The sequence below is a fragment of the Nevskia sp. genome (genome assembly GCF_023266035.1).
Lineage (GTDB): Bacteria > Pseudomonadota > Gammaproteobacteria > Nevskiales > Nevskiaceae > Nevskia.
The window spans coordinates 2,688-15,192 of the sequence record NZ_JAHFRY010000026.1; the positions used below are offsets into that span (position 1 = coordinate 2,688).

14 protein-coding genes are annotated in these 12,505 nt (G+C 63.3%); 7 read left to right on the forward strand and 7 right to left on the reverse strand.

Going from position 1 to position 12,505, the window contains the following annotated elements; translation table 11 throughout:
* The 4 genes from Q0D45_RS05710 to Q0D45_RS05725 all read left to right on the forward strand — a co-directional run.
* Positions 1 to 222: helix-turn-helix domain-containing protein (locus Q0D45_RS05710; RefSeq protein WP_293389707.1), on the forward strand; the 222-nt coding region annotated here is incomplete at its 5' end.
* Positions 206 to 1,213, forward strand: coding sequence for an ROK family protein (locus tag Q0D45_RS05715; protein WP_293389710.1), 1,008 nt, complete (start codon positions 206 to 208; stop codon positions 1,211 to 1,213). The genes Q0D45_RS05710 and Q0D45_RS05715, both read left to right, overlap by 17 nt.
* Positions 1,214 to 1,283: 70 nt before the next feature.
* Positions 1,284 to 3,746: a glycogen/starch/alpha-glucan phosphorylase gene (locus tag Q0D45_RS05720; RefSeq protein WP_366946358.1), complete on the forward strand. Its 2,463-nt coding sequence runs from the start codon at positions 1,284 to 1,286 to the stop codon at positions 3,744 to 3,746.
* 372 nt (positions 3,747 to 4,118) lie between these two features.
* Positions 4,119 to 4,940 carry a polysaccharide lyase family 7 protein gene (locus Q0D45_RS05725; RefSeq protein ID WP_293389715.1) on the forward strand — a complete coding sequence of 274 codons (822 nt, stop codon included), beginning with the start codon at positions 4,119 to 4,121 and terminating at the stop codon, positions 4,938 to 4,940.
* Positions 4,941 to 5,046: 106 nt separating this feature from the next.
* On the opposite strand, the gene Q0D45_RS05730 is transcribed toward Q0D45_RS05725, so the two are convergent.
* The 3 genes from Q0D45_RS05730 to Q0D45_RS05740 are packed head-to-tail and all read right to left on the reverse strand — an operon-like array spanning position 5,047 to position 7,508.
* A complete protein-coding gene (locus Q0D45_RS05730) occupies positions 5,047 to 6,180 on the reverse strand; it encodes a hypothetical protein (RefSeq protein WP_293389718.1) in 1,134 nt (377 codons plus the stop codon).
* A gap of 42 nt (positions 6,181 to 6,222) precedes the next feature.
* Positions 6,223 to 6,600 (reverse strand): cupredoxin domain-containing protein, encoded by a 378-nt coding sequence (locus Q0D45_RS05735; RefSeq protein ID WP_293389721.1) that lies wholly within the window; start codon positions 6,598 to 6,600, stop codon positions 6,223 to 6,225.
* Positions 6,601 to 6,611: 11 nt separating this feature from the next.
* Positions 6,612 to 7,508 (reverse strand): metallophosphoesterase, encoded by an 897-nt coding sequence (locus Q0D45_RS05740; RefSeq protein WP_293389724.1) that lies wholly within the window; start codon positions 7,506 to 7,508, stop codon positions 6,612 to 6,614.
* 180 nt (positions 7,509 to 7,688) lie between these two features.
* On the opposite strand from Q0D45_RS05740, the gene Q0D45_RS05745 reads away from it, so the two are divergent.
* Both Q0D45_RS05745 and Q0D45_RS05750 read left to right on the forward strand, forming a co-directional pair.
* Positions 7,689 to 8,231: a sigma-70 family RNA polymerase sigma factor gene (locus Q0D45_RS05745; protein ID WP_293389727.1), complete on the forward strand. Its 543-nt coding sequence runs from the start codon at positions 7,689 to 7,691 to the stop codon at positions 8,229 to 8,231.
* Positions 8,228 to 9,022: an anti-sigma factor gene (locus Q0D45_RS05750; RefSeq protein ID WP_293389730.1), complete on the forward strand. Its 795-nt coding sequence runs from the start codon at positions 8,228 to 8,230 to the stop codon at positions 9,020 to 9,022. The genes Q0D45_RS05745 and Q0D45_RS05750 overlap by 4 nt, the downstream gene beginning before the upstream one ends.
* A 30-nt stretch (positions 9,023 to 9,052) precedes the next feature.
* Here the strand turns inward: Q0D45_RS05750 and mddA are convergent, their stop codons facing one another.
* Entirely contained in the window at positions 9,053 to 9,775 is a 723-nt protein-coding gene (mddA, locus tag Q0D45_RS05755) for a methanethiol S-methyltransferase (RefSeq protein WP_293389733.1), read from the reverse strand.
* Positions 9,776 to 9,993: 218 nt separating this feature from the next.
* Here mddA and Q0D45_RS05760 point away from each other — a divergent pair, with 218 nt between their 5' ends.
* Positions 9,994 to 10,734: an SDR family NAD(P)-dependent oxidoreductase gene (locus Q0D45_RS05760; protein ID WP_293389736.1), complete on the forward strand. Its 741-nt coding sequence runs from the start codon at positions 9,994 to 9,996 to the stop codon at positions 10,732 to 10,734.
* 78 nt (positions 10,735 to 10,812) lie between these two features.
* Here Q0D45_RS05760 and Q0D45_RS05765 read toward each other — a convergent pair whose 3' ends face one another.
* From Q0D45_RS05765 to eda, 3 genes are all read right to left on the reverse strand, one after another.
* Entirely contained in the window at positions 10,813 to 11,136 is a 324-nt protein-coding gene (locus Q0D45_RS05765; protein ID WP_293389739.1) for a hypothetical protein, read from the reverse strand.
* A gap of 117 nt (positions 11,137 to 11,253) precedes the next feature.
* Positions 11,254 to 11,658 carry a hypothetical protein gene (locus tag Q0D45_RS05770; protein ID WP_293389742.1) on the reverse strand — a complete coding sequence of 135 codons (405 nt, stop codon included), beginning with the start codon at positions 11,656 to 11,658 and terminating at the stop codon, positions 11,254 to 11,256.
* A gap of 206 nt (positions 11,659 to 11,864) precedes the next feature.
* Positions 11,865 to 12,485 (reverse strand): bifunctional 4-hydroxy-2-oxoglutarate aldolase/2-dehydro-3-deoxy-phosphogluconate aldolase, encoded by a 621-nt coding sequence (gene eda, locus Q0D45_RS05775; RefSeq protein ID WP_293389744.1) that lies wholly within the window; start codon positions 12,483 to 12,485, stop codon positions 11,865 to 11,867.
* Between the last annotated feature and the right edge of the window lie 20 nt (positions 12,486 to 12,505).

Below are 12,505 nucleotides of genomic sequence, written 5' to 3' on the forward strand. Positions count from 1 at the left end.
AACATGACCTCCCGCCACCTGCGCCGCCTGCTCAGCGCCGAGGGCTCCTCGTATCGCGCCCTCGCCGACGAAGTCCGTCAGGCGCTGGCCGAAGAACTGCTGTCCACTGCCCGGATGAAAATGGATGAAGTCGCCGAACGACTCGGTTACGCCGAACGCGCCAGCTTCGCGCACGCTTTCAAGCGCTGGAAAGGAGTGTCGCCCAGTGTCTATCGCGGCTGAGCCGGCCACGCCGGCGCCGGTGTTGCTGGTCGGCGACGTCGGCGGCACCAACACGCGGCTGGCGTTCGCAGTATCGGCGGCCGATGGCTTCCGTCTCGATGAACTCAGCCGTCACGACACACCCGAAGACATGCCGGCGCTGCTGTCGCGCCAGCTGGCTGGCCGCAAGGTCGACATCGTCGCGCTCTGTGGCGCCGGGCCGCTGCGCGACGATGGCAGCCTCGCGCTCAGCAACAACCCCTGCGTGCTCGATCCGGTTGCGATCGCCAAGGCCACCGGCGCGCGGCGAGTGATCATCGTCAACGACTTCGAGGCGATCGCCCAGGCGGTGCCGGCCCTACAGCCGACTGACCTGCGCGAGATCCAGACCGGTGTCGAGCACGCCGCAGCAGCGCGGCTGGTCATCGGCCCTGGCACTGGCCTGGGTGTGGCGAGCCTGATCGCTCATGACGGTGACTGGGTGGTGCTGCCCGGCGAAGGCGGCCATGTCGATCTGGCGCCGGTCGACGATGCCGAGGTCGATGCCTTCCTGAAGCTGCGTGCCAGCCACGGGCCGCTCTGCGCCGAATCGCTGGTGTCCGGCAGCGGCTTCGCGAAACTGCACGCTGTACTGAGCGACGGCCCGTTGCTCGAACCGCCGGACATCGTCGCCGCAGCCCGCAGTGGCGATGCCGTCGCCGTGACGGCGATGCAGATGTTCGCGCGCTGGCTGGGCCGGGTCGCCGGCAATGCCGCACTGATCGTCGGCGCGCGCGGCGGGGTCTGGATCGCCGGCGGCATCGTGCCCGCCTGGGGTGAGGACTTCGATCGCGCAGCCTTCCGCGATGGCTTCTGCGCCAAGCGCGGCTTCGAGCAATGGCTGGCGGCCATCCCCGTGCAGTTGATCATCCACCCACAGCCCGGGCTGATCGGTCTGGCCCGACTCGCCGCTGCTGCCATCAGCACGAATTTTGCTGGTCATAGCGATCGCGGCGAACAACACTTGGAGTGAAGCCTTGAACAAGCCGGACCAGTCCCCGCAGGAATTCAGCCGTCGCGAAACAGACACTGCGGATGACCCAGTGCAGCGCTTGCGCCACGCCTTCCTGCATCACCTGTTCTACACCCAGGGCAAGTTTCCGGCGCTGGCGACCAAGACCGATTACTACCTGGCGCTCGCCTTTGCCGTGCGCGATCGCCTGCTGCAGCGCTGGATCTCGACCGCCAACGAGTATCAGAAGACCGGAGCCCGCACGGTCTGCTACTTCTCGGCCGAGTTCCTGATGGGCCCGCATCTGGGCAACAACCTGATCAACCTCGGGCTGTTCGACGACGCCCGCAAGGCGATGAGCGAGTTGGGCCTGAACCTCGACGAACTGCTCTATCAGGAAGAGGAGCCCGGCCTCGGCAACGGCGGCCTCGGCCGGCTGGCGGCCTGCTTCATCGACTCGCTGGCGACCCTGGAAATCCCGTCGATCGGCTATGGCATCCGCTACGAGTTCGGCATCTTCCACCAGACGCTGGTCGAAGGCTGGCAGGTCGAGATGACCGACAAATGGCTGCGCTACGGCAATCCCTGGGAACTGTGCCGGCCGGAATGGGCGGCCGAGGTCAAGCTCGGCGGCCATACCGAAAGCCGCTGGGACGAGGCCGGCAAGCTGCACGTACGCTGGCTGCCGAACCGCACCGTCAACGGCATCCCCTACGACACGCCCATCCTCGGCTACCGCAACAACACCGCCAACACCCTGCGGTTGTGGAAAGCGGAAGCGCCGGAGTCGTTCGACTTCGACGTCTTCAACCGTGGCGACTACCAGGGCGCGGTGAACCAGAAGGTCATCTCGGAAAACCTGTCGAAAGTGCTGTATCCGAATGACGAACACGTTGAAGGCAAGGAGTTGCGCCTGGCGCAGCAGTACTTCTTCGTGTCCTGCTCGCTGCAGGACATGCTGCGCATCCTCAAGAGCCAGAAAATCGGCTTCGAACGCTTCCACGAGAAGTTCACCGCGCAGCTCAACGACACCCATCCGGCGATCGCCGTCGCCGAGCTGATGCGCCTGCTGACCGACGAAAACGGCCTGCCCTGGCACCAGGCCTGGGACATCACCCGCAAGACCTTCGGCTACACCAACCACACCCTGCTGCCGGAAGCGCTGGAACGCTGGCCGCTGGAGCTGTTCAAGCGAGTGCTGCCACGGCATCTGGAAATCATCTACGAGATCAACGCCCGCTTCCTCGAAGAAGTGCGCAACCGCTACTTCGGCGATGGCGAAAAAGCCGCGCGGATGAGCCTGATCGACGAAAGCGGCGAGCGCTATGTGCGCATGGCCCATCTGGCCTGCGTCGGCAGCCACGCGATCAACGGCGTCGCCGCACTCCACACCGAGTTGCTGAAAGCCGACGTGCTGCACGACTTCCACGAACTGTGGCCAGAGAAGTTCAGCAACAAGACCAACGGCGTCACGCCACGCCGCTGGATCGTGCTCGCCAACCCGCGCCTGACCCGGCACATCAGCGGTGCGATCGGCGAAGGCTGGGTCAAGGAGCTGTCCGAGCTGAAAGGCCTGGAGAAGTACGCCGACGATGCCGGTTTCCGCATCGGCTGGCGCGAGATCAAGCGCGCCAACAAGCGCGATCTCGCCGATCTGATCCGCAAGCGCTGCAATGTCGCCGTCGATCCATCGTCGATGTTCGACGTGCAGGTCAAGCGCATCCACGAGTACAAGCGCCAGCACCTGTCGGCGCTGCACATCATCGCGCTCTATCACCGGCTGAAGTCGAACCCGAACCTGGAGATGACGCCGCGCACCTTCATCTTCGGTGGCAAGGCCGCGCCAGGCTACTGGATGGCGAAGTTGATGATCCGCCTGATCACCGCGATCGGCGACGTCGTCAATCGCGATCCGGCGGTGCGCGACAAACTCCGAGTCGTATTCCTGCCGAACTTCAGCGTCACCAATGGCCAGCGCATCTATCCGGCGGCCGATCTGTCCGAACAGATCTCGCTGGCCGGCAAGGAAGCTTCGGGCACCGGCAACATGAAGTTCGCGATGAACGGCGCGCTGACCATCGGCACCATGGACGGCGCCAACATCGAGATCCGCGAACAGGTCGGTGCCGAGAACTTCTTCCTGTTCGGCATGACCGCCGCGGAAGTCGCCGAGCTCAAGGCCGGCGGCTATCGCCCCGCTGATTGGGTCGAGCGCAATGCCGAACTGAAGGAAGTGCTGAGCCTGATCCGCCAAGGTTATTTCAGCCGTGGCGATAGCGAGTTGTTCATGCCGCTGGTCAACAGCCTGGTCAACCACGATCCGTACTGCCTGTTCGCCGACTTCCACTCCTACTCCGATGCCCACGTCCGCGCCGGTGACGCCTATCTGGACTCCGAAGACTGGACTCGGATGTCGATCCTCAACAGCGCCCGCTCCGGCATCTTCTCCTCGGACCGGACCATCGCCCAGTACTGCGATGAAATCTGGAACGTGAAACCGGTGGTTGTGCCGCTGCTGTCCCAGGAGGACGTGCGGGTGGAGTTCATGTCTTAGACGAAAAGGGTATGTCACGCCCGGAACCGCTAACATGGCCAACGGGAAGTCAGACGCCTGCAAATAAATCGAAAATTCCCGGCTTCACCTCAACGCGTTGAGTGGGGTGCTCAACGCTCGGAAATGATCCTGTCTGTTTGGCGATCAGACGAGGTCATTCCTTCATGAGAGATCAGCCGTATTCGGCTCGGGCGCATCGCCCGAGCCGATGATGTTGCGCAGCTGGGTGACTGCAATGTCACATCGGGGCGATGTCGTTTGAGCGCTGCACCGTTGAATGATGCGGCCCTTCAAGGCCCTTCAACCATTTATAAAAATCCAGGGATCTTCTGAATGAAAAGCGTCTGCAGGGCCTTCGCGTGGAGCACCCTCATGCTGTTTCCAGTTCTGGGCCTCGCCCAGATGGAGTCCTCGGGGCTATTGAAGCCGAAACCCAAGCCGAAGCCGACGCCCGCCGTCAGCACCGTCCGCTGGCAGAACTACGGGAAGCTGACCTTGCCGGTGGACGCCAACAAGGATGGCGTAGCGGACGATATCCAGGCATCCGAGCTTGATACCTACTCGTCGTCGTACTTCTATGCCACCAAGGCCGGCCAGAAGACTTCGGAAGGCTATTCAGCAGCCAATGGTGAAACCGTCTTCTGGGCTCCGGTCAACGGCGGCGGCAAGACCAAAAGCACCGACACGGTTCGCTCCGAGCTACGGGAGCAGCTGACCCTGGGCAAGGATGGCGACAACTGGTCGATTGAAGGAACGCACATCCAGACCGGCACCGTCAGAGTCACCAAGCTGCCGAAAGCGAAAGTTTCCGGCGCGCCGGTCAAGACCATCGTCGCCCAGATCCACGTCTTCAATTCCAATTCGCCGCCGCTGAAACTCCAGTTCTCGTCATCGAGCGCCGAAGGCACTGTCGTCTACGCCATCTACAACGATTCGCCGACGCGCAACGGCTACAGCATCTCGCCGAAGATCAAAATGGCCCTGAAGGAATCGTTCACCTACGAGCTGAAGATGGCCGATGGCATCATGACCACCAAGGTCAACGGCCAACTTCTCAACACCCGGGACATGCGCGCGAACTGGAGCAATTCCAGGTTCTATTTCAAGGCCGGCAACTACGTGCAGAACACCACCAAGGAAGCGACCGGCAATGCTGAAGTCGTCTACTCGGCACTGACGGTCACGCATAACTGAGCGTCGCAGGACTCAAAGACAAAGCTCGGCAGCGATCTGGACTCTGCCGAGCGTTCTGAGACTTTCTGCAGCCTCGCAATCCGCAAGTGTCTGCTCGACCGTAGGATCAGTGCCTGAGCAGGGCCAGCCCCAATTCGAGCATGATCAACAGCACGATGGCCGCTTCCATGAAGGCACCGCGAGCGCCGGAAGCTTCGTCGTACAGCGCGGTATAGGTCTCGCGGATAATCGCCAGCTTGCGATTGACGGCGGCGGTGACATTGGCGACGCGGAACTGGTCCAGCGCCGCCGAGTAGATGCGGGCCAGGTAGACGTCTTCGGTGACCTGCAGCGCGTTGTCGACCTGCTCGGTGATCTCGGTGACTTCGGCCACCAATGTGTGCAGACGCCGGGCCAAACGGGCGAAGCGGCGCGGTGCCAGCAGATTGAAGATGCCGCCTGAACTGCGTTCGGCTTCGACGAGGTCGTACATGCGCGGCAGCTCGTCATCGAGCAGGCCGTCGTAGTAGCGCAGTTCCAGCAGCTGCGCGTTGGCGACTTCGATGACATCGGCAACGTCAGTCTCTTTGCGCGGCTCGTAGATGAACGCGCGATCCCAGGTCAGCACGACCAGATCATCCTCGTAGTACGAATAGCGATGACGCAGCAGATCGCGGCGCGCGCCTTCAGACAGCTTGCGCCGCTCGCCGGACAGCAGCGGCACCAGATCGACCCGCTCCTGCAGTTCCGCCGCCGTCAGCGGCTCGCTCCAGCGATGGACGATGCCGAGCAGGTAGTCCTCCTGCATCGTCGATTCGCCGGGCCTGATCAAGGCCGGTGCCAGAATCTGCCGCAGCGGTTCGAGCAGGTTCTGCCACAGCGCGTTGCCGGCTTCCGGGCCGACGGCATCATCGAGCGCATTGGCCAGCCGGCTGTAGTCCTGCCAGTCGAGATCGGTGACGGCGATGCGCAGCATCAGGGTCACCACACCGAAATCGTAGAGCCGGGCACTCACCACCACCGGCAATACCTGGCCTTCGAGCGTCAGGCTGATGCCTTCGAGGCTCAGCAGCACCGGCGGCACCTCGAAGGCCACCGCCTTGGCCGGCGTCATGCTCAGCTGGCTGCGGCTGCTGCCGGTGCGCACCTGGGCCGCCCAGATCGCTTCGGCCTTGGCCAGATCGATCGCGTAGGCGATGTCGAACAGGCGCAGCGCCATCAGCGCACCGGATTCGACCCGGAGTGAATCGAGGGCTTTCATGCAGCCATGCTGACACGGGCTGATGACAGCGCGTCGCGTCGGTCATTCGACGACGGTGATCGCACCGTTCATGTCCTCGTGGCCTGCGCCACAGAAGACATCGCAGAGAAAATCAAAGCGGCCCACCTCCTGCGGCGTCAGCCGCAGATGGCTGACCTGACCCGGCACCATCGTGGCTCGCAGCTTCAGTTCCGGCGCGCTGAAGCCCATGACGATGTCCTCGGTGCTGAGTTCGATGTCCACCGTCTCCCCCTTCTTCAAGGTGAGCTGAGCCGGAATGAACTCGTAGCGTTTCGAGGAAACCTTGACCATCCGGATCTTCTGCACCGGGGGATCGCTGGCCCAGCCAGCAGTAAAGCCGAAGGCCCCGGCTGCGGCCACCAGCAGACCCGCCGCCACAGGCTGAATGGATCTTTTCATCGGCGTCTCCCTCAGGCCTTGACCGGCAGCTCGCTCAGCGAAGTGCCCTCGTGCCCGGCCTTCACTTCGCGGAAGCCCAGGCCCTTGTACGGGGCGGCTGAATCCCAGGGAATCGGGCCCTTCTTCGGCACCGACAGGGGCGCCGGCAGCGGCCACATCAGGCCTTGTGCGGAGTGGTGGGCGATGTGCCCCGTCATGTGGTGATTTTCCTGATGAATGTGCCCATAGAAGACGGTGACGTATTCGAACGGCAGCAGAAGGTCGACGGCCTTGCCGCCATCCGGAGTCGCCCAATCCCAGCTCGGCGCGAGGTCGAACAACGGCCGATGCGTGAGCACGACGATCTGCTGCTCCCGGTCCCGTCCGGCCAGATCGGCGGCGAGCCAGGCGAGCTGCGCTTCGCCGAGGTTGGCAGTCGGGTCGGAGACGTTGTCCAGCGCGATGAAATGCACGCCCTTGTGATCGAAGCTGTAATGGGTTTCGCCAAAAAACTCCCTGAACGCCTTGCCATTGTCGAGCGCGGCATCGTGCTCGCCGGCCAGATAGCGGATGTTGCGGACGTTCAGCCCGGCGGCGATGTCGCGGAATTCGCTCATGCGCTGCCGACGCACGGCCGGGTCGTCGGTGGTCTGTATCAGATCGCCCGTGAAGACGATGAAATCCGGCGGCGTGGCGAGCGCATTGACCTCGGCTATCGCCTTCTTCAAGGTGCCCTCGAAATCGGGATTGACAGCCGGATTGCTGAAACCCCAGTGGGTGTCCGAAAGCTGGACGAAATAGAAGTCTTCCGCAGCTGCGGGCGGTTTCTTGCGAGCGGCGAATGCCGGGGTTCCGAACCCTGCCAATCCGGAGGCGAAAACCACGCCGCCGCCGTACCCTGTCAGCTTGATGAACTGCCGGCGATCCATTTTCTTCTGCATGTCGAATTCCTCTTTTCAAGTGAGAGCCATGTCCAGTGCGGACTGCCTGATGCATACCGTCGGCAGCGCAGGAATATTCCTGGCGAAATTTTTCGTCGCCGACGGAATAAACGGTCGGGACATGCGGTACTCGCTGCTTGGAATATCGGATCGTGGCGGAGTCTTTTCTTGATCGATGACAGCGCTGCCGCCCGCTTTGCCGCCATGGCAGCGCCGCATCTCGACGCCGCTTACAACCTGGCCCGATGGCTCACACGCGATCCGCATGACGCCGACGACGTGGTGCAGGAGGCTTACCTGCGGGCGTTCCGCTTCTTCGACGGCTTTCGCGGCGGCGATGGCCGCGCCTGGCTGCTGACCATCGTCCGCAACACCTGCTACAGCTGGCTCGAGCAGAACCGCTTTTCATCGATCCACGTGGAATACGACGATCGGCTCGACAGTCTTCATGACGACGACGAAGGCAGACCCATGCATCGACTCGACCCCGAACAGCTGCTGCTGCAAGCAGGCCAGCAGCAACTGATCGAAACCGCCTTGCAGCAGCTGCCGATCGAGCACCGCGAGATCCTGGTGCTGCGTGAACTGGAGGAGCTGTCGTACCGGCAGATCAGCGAGATCGCAGGAATTCCGATGGGCACCGTGATGTCGAGACTGTCCCGGGCGCGGTTGCAGCTTCGGCGCAGCATCGAAGCGATGGAGCAACGATGAAGACGATGAACTGTGACGAAGCGCAGGAACTGCTTTCCGCATTCAATGACGGCGAGCTCGATCTGACGCTCGGCCTGGCATTGGAGGCCCATCTCGAAAGCTGCCCGGACTGCCGGGCGGCCCATCGCTCTCAGCAGGAGCTGACGGCGGCGCTGCGGCACGGCGCGACCTACTACCCGGCACCCGCGCTGTTGCGCGCGCGGCTGAATGCGCAACTACCAGGGAATCCGGAGCAGACCGCCCGGCAGATTCCGACGCTGCCCGACCGTCGTCGCCGCAGTTCCGTCTGGGCCACGGCGCTGGCCGCGGCGCTGGTCATCGGGGTTGGCGTCAATCTGGTGCTAATGAGCCTGCAGCGGCAGTCGGCGTTGACCGACGAAGTCGTTGCCGGCCATGTGCGCTCACTGATGGTGGCGCACCTCGACGACATCGTCTCGACCGATCAGCACACGGTCAAACCCTGGTTCACCGGCAAGCTCGATTTCTCGCCTCCGGTTCACGATCTCGCCGCCGAAGGGTTTCCACTCGCCGGCGGACGCATCGACTACATCAACCACCGACCGGTGGCCGCGCTCGACTATCGCCGACGGCAGCACGTCATCAACCTGTTCGTCTGGCCTGTGCCGGATCGCAGGGCAACCTCACCCGAAACCAGCAAGCGTGCCGGCTACAACATTGCCCGCTGGAGCATCGACGGTATGGACTACTGGGCCGTGTCCGATCTCAATGCAAGCGAATTGCTGGGTTTTGCCCAGCAGCTGCGGACCCTCGAAAGGCCGACCGGACCTTAGAACCCACCAGGAACCGAGGACATCGGCTGTCTACATGCCCGGCAGGAACCGCCCCGTCCGAGCGACGTAATCGCGGTAAGGCTCGCCCAGTTCGGCCTTCAGACCTTTTTCCTCGAAGTGCACGCCGATGAAGATGTAGATCGACATGCCGAGGCTGAACAGCAGATGGCTGCTGGTCATCACCGGTGTCGCCCAGAAGGCGATGAAGATGCCGCTCATCATCGGATGGCGAATCCAGCGATAGAAGAAGTGCTCCTTGAACGCGATGGGCGTATAGCTGCGGCGTACCAGATTCAGCCAGACCTGACGCAGGCCGAACAGGTCGAAATGGTTGGTCAGGAAGGTGGAGATCAGCACGATCAGCCAGCCCAGCGCGGCCAGTGCGTACAGCGCCATCGCCAGCGTGGCGTTGTCGATCTGCCAGATCACACCCGGCAGCGGCTGCCAGTACAGGTAGGTGAGGATCAGCACGATGTTGGTCGCCAGCACATAGCTGCTGCGCTCGACCACCTGCGGCATGAAATGGGTCAGCCAGCGCTTGAAGCCGGGCCGGGCCATGACGCTGTGCTGGACGCCGAACAGAGCGATCAGTCCGAGGTCGACGATCAGCGCTGTTGCCATCGGCCCAGGCTCGCCGCTGCTGACCGATTTCGGCACCACGACATCGTTCAGGAAGCCGATCAGATAGAGGAACACGGCGAAGAACAGGCTGTAGCAGACCACGCCGTAGACGAAGGACAGATAGCGGCTCACTGCTTTCTCCCAGATGAAGGTGCAGCAGACCTAAGTCGGACCACTGTCGTTAGTTATCAAGCAGCGATTAGACGGCTGGCGTACAAGCCGCGCAAGCCGCCGCGGGCAAGCCCTAGCCTGCATTCCAGCGCCGGCCTTGCCATGCTCGGCGTCCGCTGTTTTCGCCTGAGGATCGCCACCATGAACCTGCCCCTGCCCTACCCGATGGGAATTGCCCGATGAGCCGCCCGACTGCCGTGGTCATCGGTGTCGGCGCTGAACAAGGCATCGGTGCCGCAGTCTCCCGCCGCTTCGCCAGCGCCGGTCATCACGTGCTGGTCGCCGGGCGTACGGCCGCGAAGATCGAAAAGGTGGTGGCGACGATCGTCGCTGCCGGCGGCAGTGCGACTGCGGTACCCACCGATGTCACCCAGGAGGCCGACGTGATCCGCCTGTTCGATCAGGCGATGTCGCCCGGTGCCGGCTTCGAGCCGGCCGATGCCGTGGTGTTCAACGCCGGCAACAACGCGATCATCGATTTCACCCAACTGACCGCGGCTCAGTTCGAGGATTTCTGGCGCGTCGGCTGCTATGCCGGCTTCCTGGTCGGCCGCGAAGCAGCGAGGCGCTTGTTGCCGCTCGGCCGTGGCACGGTGATCTTCACCGGCGCTTCGGGCAGCCTGCGCGGCAAGCCGGGCTTCGCGCATTTCGCCGCCGCCAAGGCCGGGCTGCGGATGATCACGCAAAGCATGGCGCGCGAATACGGACCGAAAGGCCTGCACATTGCCCATGTGCTGATCGATGGCGGTGTCGACGGCGATCGCCTGCGCAACGCGCTTCCCGGCTACATCGAGAAGGCTGGCAACGATGGCTTGCTCGATGTCGATGCGATTGCCGAAAACTACTGGACGCTGCACTGCCAGCAACGTTCAGCCTGGACCCAGGAACTGGATCTGCGGCCGTACAAGGAAGCCTTCTGAGACGGTTCTCCAAAAGAAAAGCCGCCCGCGCAAGGCGGGCGGCTTCCCGAGGATGACCAACCAGACTACAAACCGCGATCAGCGCGTGGTGGTTTTCTGCAGGTGCGAAAACTTCGCGCGCTTCCAGGCTTCGATCGAATCCAGCTTCGGTGCTTCGACGCCATCGGCCGCGGCGACCGCCTTGCCGTCAGTTGCGAACAGCGCCGGATGCTTGGCCTGCTGCCAGGCCTCGATAGAACCCGCGGCCGGCTTGGTGTCGGCAGATTCGGGCGCCGGCACGGCGTTGTCCGTGGTCGGATAGAGCCAGTGATGCTTGGTTTTCTGCCAGTCGTTGGCCATGGCGGAGGGCGCGGTGATGACTGCCGCGAGCGCGGCGATGGTCAGGAATTGTTTGATGGACATGAGGTGTACCTCGTCTCGGACGAAAGGAAAAGCCAAACCCTTCGAGTGATGGCAGGGAAGCCATCGGGCACGAGACCACGGCCGGATACGGCAGCCCGATGCCGTACCGGCCCGGACTCAGATCCGCAGACGTGCCGTGACGAGGTAGGTGAGGGAGCCCGGCGATACCACCGCCGCATGGCGGGCGCGCGGTATTCGTGGAATCGGCGGGCGATGCTGCAGTGAAGCCGTGGCCTGAGGCTGCGGCCAGGCGGCCGGCAGGTGGACCGGCTGGGGATCGGTCAGCTGTGCTGCCAGGGCGTCCTGATCGTCCGTCTGACGCGGGTTGCGGCTGGCGAGATCGAGCGCGACGTCGCAGGACGAGCCGCGATCCTGCGGCGCTTCGCCTTGCGGGTCGGCAACCAGAGCGTGCAGCTTGCAGGGCTCGGCTGCCCCGAATCCCACCGCTTCGCAGGCGTACACCACCCGCAACTGCATCAGCAGCGCGAGGATGACAACAACGAGGGCGGGAAGCTTCTTCATGGTGCAGTGTCCGCACAGTTTCAGTGCATTGACTGCCGCTGACAACAGAAGTTCAGCTGATTTCGTTCAAATCATCGAGATTAATGAAGACAAAACAATGCTTTGACTAATTACTGACGAGTTCCGCCTTCCCCACCCAAATAAAGTAATCGCACCAATAAAGAGCAATCACGCTGAACGAAAAATCATCGCTACGCCTTTGGCGATCAGCGCAGCCGGCCCACAGCCCTCGCCAGTTCAGTGATTCCCGCCCAGTCGCCAGCAGCGACCATCGCCGGTGGCGCCAGCCAGGAGCCGCCGACGCAGGCGACATTCGGCAGCGCCAGATAGCCATGGGCGCTGGCGGCATCGATGCCCCCGGTCGGGCAGAACAGCACGTCGGAAAACACCGAAGCCAGTGCCTTCAGCAGCGGGATGCCGCCGGCGGGCGCCGCAGGAAAAAGCTTCAGCGCGCGGAAGCCGGCATCGCGCGCGGCCAGCACTTCGCTCGGCGTCATCGTGCCGGGCAGGAACGGCAGGCCGGACTTGTTGATCGCATCGAGCAGTGCCGGCGTGGCACCCGGGCTGACGCCGAACTGCGCGCCAGCGGTGATCGCGGCGAGCACATCGTCCGGGCTGGTCACGGTGCCGACGCCGACGATGGCATCCGGCACTGCTTGGCGAATGGCGCGCACGCAGTCGAGCGCGATCGGCGTGCGCATGGTTACTTCGAGCACGCGCACGCCGCCGTCGACCAGGGCCTGGGCGAGCGGCACGGCGTGGCGAATGTCGCTGAGCACGATGACCGGCATGACCGGGCCGGCTTTCATGATGTCGATGATCTGCATGCTGCGGTTTCCGTTTTTGG